This window comes from Kitasatospora sp. GP30 (assembly GCF_029892145.1).
Classification (GTDB): Bacteria; Actinomycetota; Actinomycetes; order Streptomycetales; family Streptomycetaceae; genus Kitasatospora; species Kitasatospora acidiphila.
This window is the reverse complement of sequence record NZ_JARZAH010000019.1, coordinates 40,855-59,798: the sequence shown is the minus strand read 5'-3', so window position 1 is coordinate 59,798 and position 18,944 is coordinate 40,855. Positions and strand designations below refer to the sequence as shown.

General features: G+C 72.1%; 13 protein-coding genes. 5 read left to right on the top strand and 8 right to left on the bottom strand.

Going from position 1 to position 18,944, the window contains the following annotated elements:
- Positions 1-2 precede the first annotated feature (2 nt).
- Positions 3-1,175, bottom strand: coding sequence for a histidine kinase (locus P3T35_RS24115; protein WP_180356921.1), 1,173 nt, complete (start codon positions 1,173-1,175; stop codon positions 3-5).
- Between the two features lie 28 nt (positions 1,176-1,203).
- Positions 1,204-3,396 carry an MMPL family transporter gene (locus P3T35_RS24110; RefSeq protein ID WP_101384246.1) on the bottom strand — a complete coding sequence of 731 codons (2,193 nt, stop codon included), beginning with the start codon at positions 3,394-3,396 and terminating at the stop codon, positions 1,204-1,206.
- A gap of 202 nt (positions 3,397-3,598) precedes the next feature.
- Between P3T35_RS24110 and P3T35_RS24105 the strand changes: the two genes are divergently transcribed.
- From P3T35_RS24105 to P3T35_RS24095, 3 genes are all read left to right on the top strand, one after another.
- Positions 3,599-3,982 carry an MmcQ/YjbR family DNA-binding protein gene (locus P3T35_RS24105; RefSeq protein WP_101385539.1) on the top strand — a complete coding sequence of 128 codons (384 nt, stop codon included), beginning with the start codon at positions 3,599-3,601 and terminating at the stop codon, positions 3,980-3,982.
- 107 nt (positions 3,983-4,089) lie between these two features.
- A complete protein-coding gene (locus P3T35_RS24100) occupies positions 4,090-5,049 on the top strand; it encodes a LysR family transcriptional regulator (RefSeq protein ID WP_101384247.1) in 960 nt (319 codons plus the stop codon).
- A 153-nt stretch (positions 5,050-5,202) separates the two neighbouring features.
- Complete coding sequence (locus tag P3T35_RS24095; protein WP_101384248.1) at positions 5,203-7,752, top strand: collagenase; 2,550 nt, start codon at positions 5,203-5,205, stop codon at positions 7,750-7,752.
- A gap of 232 nt (positions 7,753-7,984) precedes the next feature.
- Here the strand turns inward: P3T35_RS24095 and P3T35_RS24090 are convergent, their stop codons facing one another.
- The gene (locus P3T35_RS24090) at positions 7,985-9,628 is read right to left on the bottom strand and encodes a multicopper oxidase family protein (RefSeq protein WP_218976746.1); all 1,644 of its coding nucleotides are present in this window, start codon (positions 9,626-9,628) and stop codon (positions 7,985-7,987) included.
- A 236-nt stretch (positions 9,629-9,864) separates the two neighbouring features.
- On the opposite strand from P3T35_RS24090, the gene P3T35_RS24085 reads away from it, so the two are divergent.
- On the top strand, positions 9,865-11,484 hold the full coding sequence (locus P3T35_RS24085) for a PQQ-binding-like beta-propeller repeat protein (RefSeq protein ID WP_180356794.1): 1,620 nt from the start codon (positions 9,865-9,867) through the stop codon (positions 11,482-11,484).
- A gap of 62 nt (positions 11,485-11,546) precedes the next feature.
- On the opposite strand, the gene pqqE is transcribed toward P3T35_RS24085, so the two are convergent.
- The 3 genes from pqqE to pqqA are packed head-to-tail and all read right to left on the bottom strand — an operon-like array spanning position 11,547 to position 13,770.
- A complete protein-coding gene (gene pqqE, locus P3T35_RS24080) occupies positions 11,547-12,938 on the bottom strand; it encodes a pyrroloquinoline quinone biosynthesis protein PqqE (RefSeq protein WP_101384250.1) in 1,392 nt (463 codons plus the stop codon).
- Positions 12,935-13,624: a pyrroloquinoline-quinone synthase PqqC gene (gene pqqC / locus P3T35_RS24075; protein WP_101384251.1), complete on the bottom strand. Its 690-nt coding sequence runs from the start codon at positions 13,622-13,624 to the stop codon at positions 12,935-12,937. The genes pqqE and pqqC overlap by 4 nt, the downstream gene beginning before the upstream one ends.
- On the bottom strand, positions 13,609-13,770 hold the full coding sequence (gene pqqA / locus P3T35_RS24070; RefSeq protein ID WP_101384252.1) for a pyrroloquinoline quinone precursor peptide PqqA: 162 nt from the start codon (positions 13,768-13,770) through the stop codon (positions 13,609-13,611). Before pqqA ends, pqqC begins: the two co-directional genes overlap by 16 nt.
- Positions 13,771-14,101: 331 nt before the next feature.
- On the opposite strand from pqqA, the gene P3T35_RS24065 reads away from it, so the two are divergent.
- Positions 14,102-16,270, top strand: a complete 2,169-nt coding sequence (locus tag P3T35_RS24065; protein WP_180356795.1) for an FAD/NAD(P)-binding protein — start codon at positions 14,102-14,104, stop codon at positions 16,268-16,270.
- Between the two features lie 46 nt (positions 16,271-16,316).
- Here P3T35_RS24065 and P3T35_RS24060 read toward each other — a convergent pair whose 3' ends face one another.
- Together P3T35_RS24060 and P3T35_RS24055 are read right to left on the bottom strand one after the other, a co-directional pair.
- Complete coding sequence (locus P3T35_RS24060) at positions 16,317-17,468, bottom strand: hypothetical protein (RefSeq protein ID WP_101384254.1); 1,152 nt, start codon at positions 17,466-17,468, stop codon at positions 16,317-16,319.
- Entirely contained in the window at positions 17,465-18,895 is a 1,431-nt protein-coding gene (locus P3T35_RS24055) for a hypothetical protein (RefSeq protein ID WP_101384255.1), read from the bottom strand. The genes P3T35_RS24060 and P3T35_RS24055 overlap by 4 nt, the downstream gene beginning before the upstream one ends.
- Positions 18,896-18,944 lie beyond the last annotated feature (49 nt).

Here is an 18,944-nt window from a genome sequence, read left to right as displayed (position 1 = left end):
GATCAGCCCTTGGGTCGCAGGGGGAGTTCGGCATGCACCCGGAAGCCGCCGCCCGGGCGGGAACCGGCGTGCAGGGTGCCGCCGGCGGAGCGGGCGCGCTCGTGCATCCCGATCATCCCGTGACCGGTTCCGGGCCCGCCACCGCTGCCGTTGCCGTCGTCGGTGACGGTGACGCTCAGCACCGAGGCGCCGGTCTCCAACCGCACCACGGCGGCGCCGGCCTCGGCGTGCTTGTGGGTGTTGGTCAGCGCCTCCTGGATGATCCGATAGGCGGTCAGCTCGGTCAGCTCGGTCAGCTGCGGCAGCTCGCTCTCGGGGCCGGTGCGTTCCAGGCCGACGGTCAACCCGGCGTGCCGGAACGAATCCAGCAGCGCCGGCAGGTCGGCCAGGCCGGGCGTCGGCTCGCGCGGCTCCTCGCCGTCGTCCCGGCCGCGCAGCAGACCCACCGTGGCGCGCAGCTCGTCCAGTGCGGCCCGGCTGGTGTCGCGGATCCGCTCCAGCGCCTGGTAGGCGTGCTCCGGGTCACGGCGCATCAGATGGTGCGCCACCCCGGCCTGCGCGTTGACCAGGGTGATGTGATGGGCCACCACGTCGTGCAGCTCGCGGGCGATCCGGATCCGCTCCTCGGTGACCCGGCGCTGCGCCTCCGCCTCCTTGGTGCGCTCGGCGCGCTCGGCCCGCTCCCGGTAGGAGACCAGCAGCTCGCGGCGGCTGCGCAGGGCGTCGCCCAGTGCTACGGCGGCGCCGGTCCAGCCGAGCACCCCCAGGTTCTCCGCCAGCCGGTCCACGCCGGGGCGGAAGGTCAGCCCGGAGACCAGCAGGATCGCCGCGGCGCAGCCGCCGGTGCGCCAGGCGGTGACCCGGTCGGTGGTCAGCGCCACCCAGTACAGCGCGAAGATCACGGAGACCGGCGCGGTGGCCACCGCCGAGGACAGCGCGAAGCCGAGCTCGCAGATCAGCACGGTGGCCGCGGCCACCGGGATCGGCCAGCGGCTGCGGACCAGCAGCGGCAGGCAGGAGACCGCCAGCAGCAGCATCGTCACCGACACCGACTTGTGCTGCTGATAGGCGGAGGTCAGTGCGATCGGCACGCCGATCGCCAGGCAGATGAGGGTGGCGATGACGTCGTTCGCCGCCGGCCGCACCCGCAGCCAGCCCCGGAACCGCTCGATCATCGCCACCCCTCCACCTTAGGTGTGCTGGTCAGGGCCGTCCGACCACGGTCAGCTCTGGCGGCCGCACCGGCTCCGGGTCCGGCTCGCCCTCCACCGACACGTGCGGCAGCACCCGGTCGAGCCAGCGCGGCAGCCACCAGTTGGCCCGCCCGAACCGGTGCATCAGCGCCGGCACCAGCACCAGGCGCACCAGCAGCACGTCCAGCAGCACCGCCACCGCGAGGCCCAGACCGAACTCCGCGATCATCCGCTGCCCGCCGAAGATGAAGCTGGCGAACACCGACCCCATGATCAGCGCGGCGGCCGTGATCACCAGCCCGGTCTCGCCGTGCCCCACCCGCACCGACCGGTGGTTGTCCCCGGTGCGGTGCCACTCCTCGTGCATCCGGCTGATCAGGAAGACCTGGTAGTCCATCGAGAGGCCGAACAGGATCGCGATGATCATCGTGGGGGCGAACGCCTCCACCGGCCCGGCCGCGCCGGCACCCAGCGCCTCCGAGCCCCAGCCCCACTGGAAGACCGCGATGATCGCGCCGAACGCCGCGCCCATGGTGAGCAGGTTCATCACGGCACCGAGCAGCGGCACCAGCAGGCTGCGGAAGGCGATCATCATCAGCAGGCAGCCCAGACCCACGATGATCGCCACGAACATCGGCAGCTTCCCGGTGAGCACGTCGGCGAAGTCCGCGGACGTCGCGGTCGAACCGCCGACCAGCACCTTCAGGTCGGTGCCCTGCTCGGCCGCCGGGATCACGTCATGGCGCAGGTGGGTGATCAGGTCCGAGGTCTGCGCGGACTGCGGCGAGCTGGTCGGCACCACGCTGATCGGGGTGACCTGCTGGCCCGGCTTGGTCGGCAGCGCCGCCACCCGGGCCACGCCCGGTGTCGACTTCAGCTCGGTGACCAAGTGCTCCACCGCCTGCTGGTCCTGCGGCCCGCCGGTCTGCGCGACCAGCAGCAGCGGCCCGTTGGAGCCCGGCCCGAAGCCCTGCGCCATCAGGTCGTAGGCCTGCCGGGTGGTGCTGGTCTTCGGGTTGTTGCCCGCGTCCGAGCTGCCCAGCCGCAGTGACAGGACCGGCAGCGCCACCGCCACCAGCAGCACCAGGGCGACCAGGGCCTTGCCCAGCGGCCGCGCCTCCACCTTCGCGGCCCAGCGGCCGAACGCCCCGGTGGCGGCCTGGTCCTGCCGCACCCCGTCCGCCAGCTGACGGCGCTGACGGCGGCTCAGCACCCGCAGCTTCAGCAGGCCGAGCAGTGCGGGCAGCAACGTGATGGCGGCCAGCACGGTCAGCGCCACGGTGACCGCGGCCCCGATCGCCATGCCGTTCAGGAAGCTGATGCCCAGCACCAGCATGCCGAGCAGCGCAACCATCACGGTGGCACCGGCGAACACCACGGCGCGGCCGGAGGTGTTCAGCGCCCGGACCACCGACTCCTCCACGCTGAGGCCCGACATCAGGCCCTTGCGGTGCCGGTTGACCACGAAGAGCGCGTAGTCGATCCCGACGCCGAGACCGACCAGCGAGGCCAGCGTGGGCGCGGTGTCGGCCAGCGAGAGGCTGTGGCTCAGCAGCCCGATGCCGAGCACTCCGGCGCCGACCCCGGCCGCCCCGGTGAGCACCGGCAGCACGGCAGCCCAGGCGGACCGGAAGATCAGCAGCAGGATGGCCAACGCGGCCAGGATGCCGACCAGTTCAGTGGTGCCGCCGATGTTCTGCTCGGTCTTGGCGATCGCCCCGCCGCCCGACTGCACGTCCAGCGATGAGCTGCGGGCCTGCTCGGCGAGCTTGACCACCTGCTCGGCGTCGCCCTTGGCCACGTGCATGGCGTCCTGGTCGAAGAGCACCTGGGCGTAGGCGGTGCGGCCGTCCGGGCTCACCTGCGCTGCGCCGTGCGGCGTGTACGGGCTGGAGACCGAGGCGACCCCGGGGCTGTGGGCGATCGCGTCCAGCGTCTGCGTCATCCGGTCCTTGACCGCCGGATCGGTCACCGACCCGTCGTTGACGTGCCAGACCACGGTGTCCTGGTCACCCGCAGCCGCCGGCATGTTCGCCTTCAGCAGGTCCATCGCCTTGCTGGATTCGGTGGACGGCAGCGACAGGCTGTTGCTGTACGCGGTGCCCACCTTGCCGGACACCACACCCAGGCCCACCAGAAGCCCCAGCCAGAGCAGTACGGTGACGAGCCGGTGCCGATGGCACCAGCGGGCAAGGACGGACATCGAACCTCCTGGATCTTGGAACGATTCCAGACTCCGCGATCCGGGCCGTTCCGTCGTCCGGCACGCGCAGACACCTGGCCTGCTGCGTTCGCGGTACGCGGGCACCGGTCTACTGCGAACGCGGGCCCAGGGAGGTGTCCGGGCCAGGGCCGGGGCGGCCGCGCCCGGTGTCGGCGGTGATCGGCAGACTGTGACCATGGTGATGAAGCCCGAGGAACTCAAAGCAGCCTGCCTGGCCTTCAAGGGTGCCGAGGAGACCTTCCCGTTCGGCCCGGAGACGTCGGTCTTCAAGGTCGGCGGGAAGATGTTCGCGATCAGCGCGCTGGACGGGGAACCGCCGTTGCGGGTGAGCCTCAAGTGCGATCCCGAGTTGGCGGTCCGGCTGCGCGCCGAGTACCCCGCGATCACCGGTGGCTGGCACCTCAACAAGCGGCACTGGAACACCGTGGTGCTGGACGGCTCGGTGCCGCGGCGGCTGGTCGACGAGATGATCGAGGACTCCTACGACCTGATCGTCGCCCAGCTGCCGCGCCGTCAGCGGCTGGCCCTCGACTGGCCGGGGGAGTGCCGCCCCGAGGCGCAGTGACGGGTCCTGCCGAGGGCTTGACGCGGCATGTCAGGGGCGGGATGGTGAGTACTTGGATCATCTGACATGTAACGTGTGCAATTGCACAACTGGAGAGGGGCGCCCCGGTGGAGCTTGAGCTTCGGCATCTGCGGGTGCTGTGCGCCATCGCCGACACCGGCAGCGTGGGCCGGGCTGCCGCGCAGCTTGGCTCCTCGCAGCCCGCCACCAGCACCCAACTGCGCCGGATCGAGCGGCACCTGGGCGCGCCGCTCTTCGAGCGCACCACCTCCGGGGTGGCGCCGACCGGATTCGGGGCCGAGGTGCTGGCGGCCGCCCGCGAGGTGCTGGCCCGGGCCGACTGCCTGGGGCGCCGTTCGATCGACGAGACCGCGGCCGGCCGCCGGGAGCTGCGGCTGGCCGCCACCAACTCGCCGGTGCTGCCCGGGATGCTGTCCCGGCTCCGCAGCCAGCTGCCGGAGCTCCAGGTGACGGTCAGCAGTGTCTACCGCTCCTCCGACATCGTCGACCTGCTGGAGCAGGGGGTGCTGGACGCGGCGATCGCCGTCGACTACCCGGGCATGGAGCTGAGGCATTCCGACGCGGTGGCGTACCGGGGCATCGTCACCGAGCCGACCTTCGTGGCGCTGGCCGCCGGGCACCGGCTGCGGCACCGCACCGAGGTGGCGCTCGCCGACCTCGCCGAGGAGCCCTGGTTCGTCACCCCCGATGACGGCGCCGGCTGGCCCGGGGTCTTCTTCTCCGCCTGCGGCGCCGCCGGATTCAGCCCCGCGGCGGTGCACGAGTTCCTCGGCGACCGGCTGGAGCTCCAGGACATGATCGCGGCCGGGCTCGGCGTCTCCACCGTGCAAGCGACCACCAAGCCGCAGTCCGCCGTGGTGATCAAGGCGCTGGCCGGCACCCCGCTGTGGACCCGGTACCTGCTGGCCTGGCGGTCCGCGACGGTCGGTGGCGAGCTGGTCGAGACGCTGTTCGGCGCCGCGACCGCCGCCTACCGCGAACTGATCGCCGGCTCACCGCACTTCCAGGCCTGGGCCGCCCGCACCTACCGCGGCGCCCGCCTGTAAGTCGCCCCGCTGTTATGGCGGCCGGCCGCAAGATCATATGACCTGTCACATTGCACAGTACTTCGTCGACTGACAAGCTTCACGTCAATTCCCCCCAGGCCCCGCCTGATTGCTCAGCAGTGAGTCGACCCCCACTCAGGAGAAGGACCAGCAGTGCGACTGCGCATACCCCTCCCCACCCTCATGTCCGGCCTCGTCGCCGGCTGTGCCACCGCGGCCTGTCTGCTGCCGGCGCCGGCGGCCTTCGCCGCCCCCGGCCCGGCCACCGCCAAGCAGGCCGCCAACACCTCGCCCGCTGCCCCCAAGCCGCTCGGTGCCACCCTCCCCGCAGCCGGCGCCAGCGCCTCGGAGGAGTTCGCCCCCGCGGCACTTCCGCTGTCGCGGGACCAACTGGCCCAGCCGCAGCAGACCCTGGCGACCGGCGCCGTGGCGGCGCAGTCCGCCCAGCCGCCGGCCCCGAAGCCGAACGCCGGCCGTGCCACGGCGAATTGCTCCCCGTCCGACTTCGGCAGCCGCAGCGGCAGCGCACTGGTCTCCTTCATCGAGGGCTCGACCTCCGACTGCGTCAACACGCTGTTCAACACCACCGGTACCGACGCGGGCAACATCTTCAAGGAATCGCAGATGATGACCGTCGCCAACGCCTACCAGGCGCTGGCGGCCCACTACACCGGTGACGACTCCACCGGCATCTGGCAGTTGGAGATCTTCCTCCGCGCCGGCTGGTACGTGCAGTCCAACAACGCGGCCGCCGTGGGCGGTTACGACGCGGCGCTGACGGCCGCCAACAAGGCGGCGCTGGACGCCTTCTTCGGCAGCGCGCACTGGAAGGACGTCACCGCGGCCAACGCGCCGGTGCTCTACGACGCGCTGGTGATGACCGACAGCGCCAACCTGCAGGCGTCCTACCTGAACACCTACAAGCAGGTGCTGAGCGGCTACAACAGCTCCTACGACGCCGTCGCCGGCATGGACAAGGCCGTCAACTCGGTGCTGTTCGCGCCGCTGTGGCGCGGCAACTGGAACCCGGACTTCGTCAACGCCGTCGCCGCGGACCCGAGCGTCTTCAGCGCCATGTCGAGCTTCGCGACCACCAACAAGGGCATGGCCGGCGGTCCGAACGGCAATCTCGTGGTGAACGCCGGCAACGACCTCGGCCGGGCCGCCGGTGACGGCGGCGCCGCCGGGGCGGCCGCCGGGCAGCAGGTGAAGGCGGTGCTCGACGCCACCCCGATCACCGGCGCGACCGGCCCGCTCTACGTGCACACGGCCTACGACGCCAACCTGTACGACGCGTCGCACTGCTCGGCCTACGGCACCTGCGACCTGCCGGCCAAGCTGACCGCCGCGGTGCTGCCGAACCAGTTGGTCTGCGACAACCGCACCCTGCAGACCGAGAACCTCACCGCCGACGAGCTCAACACGGTCTGCACCAGTCTGCGGGGCGAGGACGGCTTCTTCCACAACCTGGTCAAGGACAGCGGCCCGGTCAACCCGTACGGCAAGACCATCACCTTCGGGATCTTCGCCAACCAGGCCGACTACCTGACCTACTCCTGGGCGATCTTCGGGAACTCCACCGACAACGGCGGCCAGACCGTCATGGACCCGACCGACCCGAACAACCAGGCCGTCACGGTGATGTACCGCAAGTCGTGGAACGACGGCTTCCCCGCCAACGTGTGGAACCTCAACCACGAGTACACCCACTACCTCGACAACATCTACGACACCAAGGGCAACTTCGGCAGCTTCACCTCCGTGCCGGACATCTGGTGGATCGAGGGCGTCGCCGAGTACGAGTCCTACAGCTACCGCGGCACCACGGACACCCAGGCGATGGCCGAGGCGGCCAAGCACACCTACAAGCTCAGCACGATCTTCCAGAACACCTACGCCAACTCGGACTCGGTGCGCACCTACCCCTGGGGCTACCTGGCCGTCCGCTACATGTTCGAGAAGCACCCCGCCGACGTCGCGAACATGCTGGGCCACTTCCGCACCGGCGACTACCAGGGCGCCTACGCGGTCTACAACAACCTGGGCACCTCCTACGACGCCGACTTCGACAGCTGGCTGACCAACTGCGCCGCCGGCGCCTGCTACGCCAACGGCCCGACGGCCCTGTTCGGCTCGGCCGTCAGCGGCGCCACGGTCAGCCTGACCGACAAGTCCGTGCAGACCGGCGGCGGCACCATCACCGCCTGGCACTGGACCTTCGGTGACGGCAGCACCTCGGACCAGCAGAACCCGGTCCACACCTACACGGCGGCCGGCACCTACACCGTCGCCCTCACCGTCACCGACAACACCGGCCGGACCGCCAGCACCCCGGCCTCGGTGACCGTGACCACCGCCGGCCCGGCCACCCTGCCGAGCTGCACCGACCCGCGCACCGACGCGATGGGCCAGAACTGCTCCCGGTCCAACCGCGCCGAGGCCGCCGGCGGCAACGACTACCTGTACGTCTACCTGCCGGCCGGCACCACCAGCCTGAAGGTCTCCACCTCCGGCGGCACCGGCACCGCGGCCCTCTACTACAACGACAGCACCTGGGCCACCCCGGCCGCCTTCACGGCCTCCTCCACCAACCCCGGCACCACCCAGACCCTCACCGTCACCAACCCGACGGCCGGCTACCACTACCTCACCCTGCACGCCGTCACCGACTTCAGCGGAGTCACCGTCAGCACCCAGTTCTGACGCTCTCGCCAGGACGCCCGGCCGGGCCCCGCCGACCGCGGGCCCGACCGGGCGCCTTGGTGCCTGCTCTGCAGCGGCAGCCGGCCTAAGAGGGTCCGCCAGTAGGCCGGCGGCGTCGCGACGGCCGGACTCTCTCCCCCAGCCTTCGGCCGGGAGGTGCCCCCATCGTCGGCGCCGCCCAGACTCGGCCCGGACGCCGCTCCTCTACCCACCCTCCTACTGGCGGACCCACTCAGCGGACCACCGGGATGAAGCTCATCATGCCCTTGTCCTCGTGGGCTGCGATGTGGCAGTGGAACAGCCAGTCGCCCGGATAGTCGGTGAAGGCGATCCGGATCACCACCTGGCCGTTCTCGCCGCCCACCGCGCGGTCGACGACCACCGTGTCCTGGCGATGGCTGTACGGCTGCGCGGTGCCGTTGACGGACATCACCTGGAAGGTGCCGGTGTGCAGATGGAACGGGTGGTTGATCTCGGTGTAGTTGACGATGGTCCACTCCTCGACGGTGCCCAGCTTGGCGGGCGTGTCGAAGACGGACGAGCCCATCGCGTACTGCTTGGCGTTGAGGTAGTAGGCGCTGCCGTCCGCGGCCTGGGACAGGTTCACGGTCCGGCGCTGGGCGATCGGGGCGGTCGACAGGTCGGCTGGGGCGGTGCGGATGCCTCCGGTGACCGCGGGCAGCTTGGCCGCCGGGGTGCCGGCGATTTTGACGGTGGCCAGCGCGGTGTCCGGGTACTGGTCGCCCGCCGGGCCGGTGCTGTAGGCGGTGGTGCGCAGCGTCGCCGCGCCCGCCTTGGCACCCGCGGTGACCAGCACGTCGTAGCGCTTGCCGGGCGGTAGCAGCAGGGTGTCGGGGGTGCTCACCCGGGCGACCGGGGTGCCGTCCTCGCCGATCACGGTGAACCGGTACCCGTCCAGCCGCAGTTGGTAGAAGATGTCGGCTCCGGCGTTGACCAGCCGCCACAGCTGGGTCTCGTCGGGCCGCATGGTCAGCACCGGCCGCAGCTGGCCGTTGACCAGGCGGACCGTCGGATTGTTGGAGACGATGCCGCCCTGCGCGATGTGGTTGTCGGCGTCGAGTTGGACGTCCTTCAGCACCATGGTGTGCGCGGTGACGGACTGGAGGCCCTTGGGCAGCAGGGTGCGGTCGTCGCCGACGATCAGGGCGCCCGACAGGCCCGCGAAGATCTGGTTCTCCACGTCGCCGGGGACGAAGCCGGCACCGTCCGCCGCCGTGTCCGCCATGTCCGCCATCTTCGTCATGTCCGCCGTGCTCCCCGGGTCCGCCAGGTCGGCCGACTTGCTGGGACAGGCGGTGCCCATCGCATGGCTGTGGTACCAGAAGGTGCCGAGCGGATGGTCGGCCGGGATCGCCAGCTTGTAGTCGGTCGTGCCGCCCGGCGCCACGCAGCTGGCCGGGTTGTCCGAGTCGCCGGCGGGGGAGATGTGCAGGCCGTGGAAGTGCAGGCTGGTCGCCACCGGCAGGTGGTTGACCAGCCGGACGGTGACGGTGGAGCCCGGCTTCACCAGCAGGGTCGGGGCCACGAAGGTGCCGGCGTAGGACTCGCCGTAGACCGACTTGCCGCCCACCTGGAAGTTGGTGCGGGCCGCGCCCAGCGTGATGGTCAGGGCCCGCTTGGTGTCGGCGGTGACCGGGTCGGCCAGCGGCAGCCCGCTGGTCATCCCCTTCTCCTGGTCCGCGGTGGACGGCGGCGGGGAGTCCGCCACGCTGTCCGTCGGGCTGTCGGCCATCGCCGCCGTCCCGACCGCCGCCGACAGCGCCAGCGCCAGCGCGGTGAGGGCGTGCAGCATGCGCTGGGTGCGTCGTGCGGACCGTCGGCGGGCGGCTGCCGAGCGGGTGGTGTCCTCGGCCATCGGGCCTCCGGTGTGTGAGGGTTGCTACATCGGTCTGTACTCAAACCTCATCGATCGATCGGTGGCGGACAACAGGTGACGGCGAGTCGGGCCGCCATTTGAGTGGCACGCCGCCGTGTCCGACCGCATTGAGCGGATAACCTGACTTTCGGTCAGCACACTGGCGATCGGCCGGACCTCAGCGTCCACGGACATCGAACACCAGGGCGGATCACATGGCGGAACTCATGTCAGCAATGCACCGACAAGTCGGCGAAGCGAGCGGCCGACCAGGGCTGCTGCGACTGAGAACGGGGGCGGCGGCAGCAGCGAGCCTGCTGCTGTTAGGGCTCCCTAACCCGGCGCACGCCGTCGAGACCACCATCTCGGGGAACAACCTGCGGACCGGCTGGGACGCGGCGGAGCCCAACCTGTCGCCGAGTCAGGTGGCCGCGTCGACCTTCGGCCAGCGCTTCTCCACCGCGGTCAACGGCGCGGTGCTGGCGCAGCCGCTGGTCACGGCCAAGAACGTGATCGTCGCCACCGAGAACAACTACGTCTACGGCCTCGATCCCGCCAGCGGCAAGGTCAACTGGACCCGCCAGCTCGGCCCGGCCTGGCCCACCTCCGCGGTCAACTGCAACGACCCCGCCAAGCAGACCGGCATCACCAGCACGCCCGTCTACGACCCGGCGTCCAACACCGTCTACGCGGTCGACAAGGCCAACGACGGTTCGGACGTGCAGCATCCGCACTGGTACATGCACGCGATGGACGCCGGAACCGGCGCCGAGCGCGCGGGCTGGCCGGTGACCATCCAGGGCACGCCGACCAACAGTCCCGGCCAGCCGTTCGAACCGTTCCGCTCGGCGCAGCGGCCCGGGCTGCTGCTGATGGGCGGCGCGGTCTACGCCGGGTTCGCCTCGTACTGCGACAACGGTCCGTTCGTCGGCTCGGTGGCCGGGGTGAACACCACCAGCCGCAAGCTCACCCTGTGGTCGACCGAGGTGGGGTCCAGCACCCAGGAGGCCGGGGTCTGGCAGAGCGGTGGCGGGCTGGTCTCGGACGGCGCCGGCCGGATCATCCTCACCACCGGCAATGGCGCAGGCACCGGTGCTTCGCCCACCAAGGGCCCGGGCAACCAGCCGTCGGGGCACCTCGGCGAGTCGGTGGTGCGGCTCGCGGTGAACGCCGACGGCAGCTTGACCGCCAAGGACTTCTTCAGCCCGGTCGACAACCGGTCGCTGGACAGCCACGACTCCGACTTCGACTCGGGCGGTCCGGTCGCCCTGCCGGCGGGCTTCGGCACCAAGACGCACCCGAACCTGCTGGTCCAGGTCGGCAAGGACGGCCGGGTCTTCGTGCTGGACCGGAACAACCTGGGCGGCATGGGGCAGGGCCCGAACGGCGGCGACAACCCGGTCAGCATGGCCGGGCCGTTCGAGGGCATCTGGGGCCACCCCGGCGTCTGGGGCGGTGACGGCGGCTACATCTACACCGTGGCCACCGACACCGGGAACGGCCACGCGCCGCTGCGGGCGCTGAAGTACTCGGTGAACGGCGCCGGCGTGCCGGTCTTCAGTAGCGCGGCGACCAGCAGCGAGGGCTTCGGCTACGGCTCCGGCTCGCCCGTGGTCACCTCCAACGGCAGCAACTCCGGCTCCGCGCTGGTCTGGGCCGTCTGGTCGGGCTCCGGCGTCGGCGGGGTCGGCGGCGAGCTGCGGGTCTACAACGCGCTGCCGGTCAACGGGAGCATGCACCTGATCCGGTCGTTCCCGATCGGCACGGCCGCCAAGTTCGTCTCTCCCGCCACCGACGGCGGCCGGGTCTACGTCGGGACCAGGGACGGCCACCTGGTGGCGTTCGGCAGCCAGTGACCCGACCCGCCTCGGTGCCCGGCCCGCTCGACGAGCAGGCCGGGCACCGCTGTCGGCGGACCTCAGCGGAAGCGCCGGGGCACCGGGCCCGAACTCTCCGCCGGGGCCGGTGCGGTGACCAGGTGGTGGTGCGGCGAGAGCCGGCAGGCCGGGTCGGTGGCGGCCGGATCGCCGGTGAACTGGAAGGCCTGGCAGCGGCAGCCGCCGTGGTCCAGCTCGCGCAACTCGCAGCTGCGGCACGGCTCCGGCATCCAGTCGGTACCCCGGAACCGGTTGAACGCGGGCGAGTCGTGCCAGATCGCCGCCAGCGGCTCGGCGGCCGCGCTGGGTACCGGCAGGCCGGGCAACTGGGCGGCGGCCAGGCAGGGCAGCACGGCGCCATCGGGGTTGACCACCAGTTGGCGCTCGCCCCAGCCGTCCATGCAGGGCTTGACGGTGCCGCTGTGGTGGTCCGCGGCGACCAGGGTGATCTCGATCCGGTCGGCGTGCCGCTCCCGGGCCGCGGCGACGTCCGACTCCGCCTGCCGGACCTGCTCCTCGGTGGGGGCGAGGTGGGCGCGGTTGTGCCAGGCCCAGCCGTAGTACTGGGTGTGCGCGAGCTCGACCCGGTCCGCGCCCAGCGCCACCGCCTGGTCGGCGAGGGCGCCGAGCCGGGCCAGATTGCCCCGGTGCAGCACGGCGTTGACGGTCAGAGGCAGGCCGGCCTCGGTGAACTGCCGTGCCGCGGCCAGCTTCCGGTCATGGGCGGCCAACCCGGCCACGGCATCGGCGCTGCGCGCGTCGGCGTCCTGCAGCGAGAGCTGCACATGGTCCAGGCCCGCGTCGGCGAGCGCCGCGGCCCGCCCGGCGGTCAGGGGGATGCCGCTGGTCACCAGGTTGGTGTACAAGCCCAGTTGACGGGCATGGGCGACCAGGTCGACCAGGTCGCGGCGCAACAGCGGTTCGCCGCCGGTGAGATGGATTTGGAGCACGCCCAGCTCGCGGGCCTGGTCGAGGATCCGGAGCCACTGCTCGGTTTGCAACTCCTCGCGGTACTTGGCGAGTTCGAGCGGATTGGCGCAGTAGGTGCACTGCAGGGGGCAGCGGTAGGTGAGCTCGGCGATCAGCCCGAGCGGGGCCGGCCGGCGAAGGGGGCCGCCGCCCGGTCCGGCCGCGGTGTGCGGCCGGACAGGCGCGCCGGTGCCGTCCAGGGTGAGCAGGCGGCGCTCGGCGAGGTCGGCGAGCAGGGCGACCACCTCGGCGCCGTCCACCCCGTCGTACTCCTCGCCGAGCCGGGTGGTCAGCCGGGCCGCGTCCTGCCGCCCGTCGCAGTGCCGGAGCACGGCGGCGGCGGTGTCGTTGAGCAGCAGCACGCCCTCGGGGTAGAGCAGCGCGGACTGCTCGCGGAGCGGGTCGTGCACCAGCCGAACGCCCGTGCGCAGCCCGGGAAGTACGGCAGCCGGCGCGGCGGTCACCGATCGGCCCCGTACTCGACCGCGTCCAGCATGGCGCGCAGCACCTCGCACTTGAAGGCCAGGGCCTCGATCGCGGCCTGCTGGTCGGCGGCGGTGGTGCAGTGGTCCAGGACGAGTTCCAGGGTCTGGGCACTGTCCTTGCGGGCGACCGGGATCCGGTGCTCGAAGTAGGCGTATCCGCCCTCGTCGATCCACGGGTAGTGCACGCGCCAGGCGGTGACCCGCTCGGCCATGTGGTCGGGCGAGAACATCTCGGTGAGCGCCGCCGCGACGCCGTCGGTCCACGGCCGGGTCTGGCAGAAGTGCAGGTAGGCGTTGACGGCGAACCGGGTGCCCCGGGCGACGTGCCGCTCGTCGAGCACCTCGGCGCGGTCGAGGCCGACCGCCTCGGCGAGCACCAGCCAGTCGGCCAGACCGCCTTCGTCCCCGCTCGGCCCGTCCTGGTAGGCGAGGCGCTGGGACCAGATCCGACGGACCTCAGGCAGCGGGCAGTTGGCGATGATCGCGGCGTTCTTGCGGGTCAGGACGAGCTGGTAGTACCACCGGTTCGCCACCCAGCGCCGCAACTCCGGTGGCGTGCAGCCACCGGAGTGCAGGCGCAGATGGAACGGGTGGGTGTCCCAGTACCGTTCGCGCAGGTCGAACAGCTTCGCCGCGAACCGCTCGCGGGTCAGCGGTTGCGCCACGGGGTGACCCGGCCGGCGTAGGCGGTGACCTCGGCGCCGGTGCGGTGGCACTCCACCGCCGGGGCCGACCAGCTGGGCTTGGCGCCGGCCGGCTGGGCCGGGGGCGCGGCGGGGGCGGCGGTTTGCGGGGTACGGGTGGCATGCATGGGTGCCTCCTCGATCAGAGTGGTGTTCAAGAGCCTACGAGCCCTCTGGAACAGGACGCTACGATTCGCGGAAGCCCGCCGCCGGTCCAACCCGCGTGGCGCGATCAGAAACGCCCTCGAACGGGTGATGAGCGGCCCCGGATTTGACGGATGGGCAGGGGCATGGCAAGGCGGGCGCCCCCGCCGGCAACCCCCGCCGGCCTCCGGAAACGAGTGGCTCCGCACCTGCCCGAGTGCCGCCCGACGTGTACGAAGCCATTGACGCGAGCCGACGCCGTCGGGAAGGGTTGTTCGATGTGGTGCGGCGGTGGCAGTTTTGATGGAGGGTCAGATGTCCGACGATTCCCAGGAGTTCAGTCTCGCCCTGGTGGGCGGTGGGCCCCGGGCGACCTATGCGCTGGAACGGCTCGCCGCCACCATCGACCGGCTGGACGGCCGCCGACTCGCCGTCCACGTGTACGAGCTCGGTGGTGAGTTCGGCGCCGGACAGGTGCACAGCACCGAGCAGCCGCACACCAGCTACCTCAACCGGTCCGGCTCCCAGATCGCCTTCGCCGCCGACCACACGGTGGCCGGCGCCGCCCCGGTCCGGCCCCCCGAGGAGCGCCCGACCCTGCACGAGTGGTGCCGGCAGCGCTTCCAGGCCAACGGTGACGCGGCCTTCGACCTGGAGCCCGGCGAGTTCCCGAGGCGGCGTCAACACGGCCAGGCGCTCCGGGAGATGTTCGACCGCTATGTCGCCGAGCTGGCCAGGGTGCCCGGGGTCACGGTGACCCTGCACGCCGAGGAGGTCACCGACCTGCCCGCCACCGATGACGGGCGGCTGGACGTGGTCTCCACCTCCGGAGTGCACTGCACCGCCGACCGGGTGCTGCTGGTCACCGGACACTCCAGCAACGACTGCGCGGGCGAGCCCGGCCCGGAGGCCTACCGCGCCTTCGCGCAGCGCACCGGCGCCGGCTATGTGCCGAGCGCCTACCCGCTGCAGCCGCAGCTGTCCGCGGAGAGCCTCGCGGCCGGCAGCACGGTCGGCTGCGCGGGCCTCGGACTGACCGCGATCGACCAGATCCTCTATCTGACCGAGGGCCGCGGCGGGCGCTTCGAAAGCGAGGGCGGCCGGCTCCGCTACCAGGCCGGCGGCTCCGAGCCGGCCACGGTGTACGCATTCAGCTGGACCGGCTTCCTCCCGCACACCCGTCCGCTGAACCGCAAGGAGCAGCCGCACCCGGGGCGGTTCCTGACCACCGAGGCGATCGACCGGCTGCGCGCGGCCGGCGGCCGGCCGGCCGAGGACGGCGGGCGCCCGCAACTCGACTTCGAGTCGCAGGTGATGCCGCTGATCGTGCTGGAGATGGCCGTCGTGCACTACGGCACGCTCTTCGGGCCGGCAGCCGTCGACCTGATCGCCGCCGAAGTCGACGACGCCTACCGGCAGTTCCTCGACGGGACGGCCGGTGCCGGCCAGGTCACCCGGCTGCTGCCCGGCGTGGAGCGGGTGGCCGCCCTGCTCGGCGGCAAACTGCGGGACGTGCTGGCCGGCCGCCTGTCGCTCACCGAGGCGGCCAAGGCCGTGCCCGGCTGGGATCCGGCCGAGTCACTGACCCGCTGGCTGACCGTGGTGTTCGGCGCGGACCTGGCCGACACCGTCGAGGTGGACCCCGAGCAGCGGGCCAGGGTGCCGCTGCCGTCCACCTCCCCGTGGCGGCTGTCCACCGAGCCGAGCGCCAACCGGTTCGACTGGGCGACGCTGCTGCACCCGGTCCGGCTGCGGCCCGGCTCCACCCAGCACGAGTTCAAGGCCGCCTACCTGGACTTCCTGGACCGCGACCTGCTCTGGGCCAACCAGGGCAACGCCGACAACCCGTACAAGGCGAGCATCGACAGCGTGTGGCGCGACCTGCGGTCCGTCATCAGCCACGCGGTGGACGGGGGCGGGCTGACCGCCGACTCGCACCGGCAGTTCCAGGACCAGCACCGGCGCCTGCAGAACAAGCTCTCCGGCGGCACCGCGCCCGAGGTGATGGCCAAGATCCGTGCGCTCATCGAGCACGGCGTGCTGGACGTCTCGGCCGGGCCGCGCGCCGTCGTCCTGTTCGACGAGGAGAACGGGCGCTTCACGCTGCACGGCGACGAGACCGCGCTGCGGGCGCCGCTGGACGTACTGCTCGACAGCAGGGTGCACTCGTTCGACGCCACCCGCGACATCCGGCCGCTCTACCGCAACCTCATCGACCGCGGGCTGGTCCGGCTCTGGCAGCACCGCACGCCCGGCCAGCAGACCTTCACACCCGGCTACATCGACCTCGACGAGCGGTCCCGGCCGATCGGGCTGGACGGCCGGCCCGTCGACGCCGTCACCGTGCTCGGCCCGCCCGCCGCCGCCCGCCGCACCTACCACTTCGCGGCGCTGCGACCGAACCTCGACGACGTGCTGATGCGCGAGATCGTCGAGTGGCTGGACGGGGTCTGGGCCGCGCTCGACGCCGCGGAGCGGCCCTGAGAGTCACCGTTCCTCAGCGGGTCAACCGTCCGAGGAGTTCGGACCGCTACCCCTGGCGGGCGGCCTTGCGGTAGCCGTCCAGGATGTCCTGGCGGAGCAGCAGGCCGAAGCCCGCCGACTCCAGGCGCAGGCCCAGTTGGGCCGGCGTCAGGCCGAGGTCGGCGGCGGTGCGCTCCAGGTGCCAGTCGTGCGCGGCCAGGCGGCTGAGCAGATGAGCGCGGCGGACCAGCTTCTCGGAGAGGCGGAAGGTCTTCAGGTAGGCGAGCCGGCCATCGCCGTCGGTGATGGTCTCGCCGATGTGGTTCTCCTGCTTGGGCAGCAGGGGCGGGAGCAGGCGGCTGAGGGTGAACGGGCCCATCCGGTAGACCCGGTGGGCGGTGTACTCGGCATCCAGCAGGCCGGCGGCGAGCAGGGCGTCGTGTGCGGTGCGCCAGTGCTGCGCCTGCTGCTCGGCGGCGGCCCGCAGATCGGCCAGGCCGGTGATGCCCGGGCCCGGGATGCGGGCCCGGAACTCCGTGACCGGGGGCATCAAAGTGGCGTAGTGGTGGACGAGTTCGCCGTAGAGGTCCTGCAGCAGGCTGGGGTGCAGAGCACGGTAGTCGGCCGGGTGCGGCACGACGAAGGCGGCGGCGAGCGCGTCGGCCAGGTAGAGCAGCATTCCGCACTGGCCCGGGTGGATCTCGAAGACCCGCAGGGCGTCGGCCAGTCCGCGGACCTCGCTGCCCAGGTAGGCCTCCTCGGCGCGGGGCGACAGGCCGCCCCGCATCGCCCGCTGGGACCACTCGGTCCAGGCGATCGTGGGGCCGCCGAAGTGCAGCGCCAAGTAGCCCTCCAGCGCGAGGTGCTGGGGCAGGAACCGCAGGCGGCCCGGGCCCTCGCGCCGGGCGAGCCGGCGGTGCATCCGCAGCCGCATGGCCGCCAGGGACGGCAAGTCGGGCTTGGGTGGGGTCAGTTGGGTGCCGTAGGCGGCGGCTGAACTGCCGTCGTTGGTCCAGTCGGCGACGAAGGCGTGCGGCACGTAGGAGAAGTACTCGGACCGGCCGCCCAGTTGGGCCACGCCGAGCTCCTGGCCGGGGAAGAGGCGGCGGTGCAGTCGCAGATCGGTGATGGGCTGCTCGCGCAGCAGCGGGACCAGGCGTACCGCGCCCCAGACCTGGGCGGGGCCGGGGGTGAGGCCGGTGAGGGTGAGGCGGGTCATGCGGGGTTCCCGTCGGTGAGGAAGGCCGCGACCCGGTCGGCCAGGTGGGCGCGCAGTTCGGGCAGGCCGGTGCGGCCCTCGGCGAAGCGGGCCAGCTCGACCAGGGCGGGCAGGTCCTCGGCGTCGCGCAGGCCGGCGGTGGGGACGCCGGGGGCCAGCCGGCGGACCTCGAAGTCCTCGGCGTCGTACACCGGGTTGAGGTGGACCACGGCGGTGCGGCCGTGCGGGTCCAGGCGGGTGCGCCAGATCCGCAGGACCTCGGCGGCCAGGCCGGGCGGGGCGTTGTCCCACCCGTCCGAGACGATCAGCAGCCGGTCCGGGGCGGCGTCCAGCGCGTCCAGGATCCGCAGGCCGAGCGGGGTCGGGCCGCTCGGGTGCAGCAGCAGCGCGTCGGTGCGGCCGGAGGTCCAGTGTGCGCGGTACTCGGTGGCCAGCGCCGCGAGCAGGTGGTGGCAGGCCAGCGCGGCGGCCAGCGGGCGGCGGCGCTTCCGGCCGGATCCGTAGCTGGAGAAGCTGTCGTCCAGCACCGCCGCCACCCGCCCCCAACTGCCGCGCAGCGGACCGGCCGTACGCTCGGCGGCGGCGGTCAGCGCGGCGGTGAGCTCGGCGCGGCGGGCGGTGCGCTCCTCCAGCGGCAGGCCGAGCACATAGGAGGCGAGCCGGGTCAGGGGCATCCGGTCCAGCTCGGCCGACACCGCACCGGCGCCCAGCGCGCGGGCCGACTCCTGGAGCCGCAGCCGCTCCAGCCGGGTGAGGTTCGGTGCGATCCGCTCCAGGAACGCGCCGCGCGCGATGCCGTGCTTGGCGGCGAAGCCCTCCGCCACGGTGAAGGGCAGCTCGTAGATCGCCGCCTGCTCGAAGTGGGCGCGGCGCCAGGCGTCGAGCAGCGGCTCCCGGTAGCTCGCCGGCTGCTTGGCGCGGAACAGAAAGGGGCCCAACTCCTGGTGCGGGGGCGGCAGATGGGCGTGCTTCAAGGCGCCCTTCAAGCCGCTGCGGTACTTGACGGCGTCCAGCGCCGGGTCGGGGCGGGCGGCCAGCCAGTCGCGCGTGATGGCGCGGGTGCGGCGGTTGTTGACCCGGGCCCGGCGGAGGGCGGCGAACAGGCGGTAGACCCGCTGCGGGGGCAGCAGGGCGAGGCGCCGGGCGATCAGCCTGCCCTCGGTGCGGCGCTGCTCGGCGGTGGCCTCGGCGGCGGTGGTCAGCAGATTGCGGACGATCAGCGCCGCGTTGTGATCGTTGATGTCCAGGGCAAGGGTGGCCGCGTACAGCTCGCGGTAGTTGCCGAGCAGATAGGCGTGCAGGAACTCCAGCGAGAGGCGCTGCTCGGCGTCACCGGAGTGGAACTCGCGCTGTCCGGTGGCGGTGATCGCGGCGTTGACGAAGAGCAGCACGTCGTCGGCGGCGATCAGATCCTCGTGAGTCTCCATCACTGTTTCCTGTGCACGGTCTTGGCGTGTTCCGTTCCCGGGGTGGCCG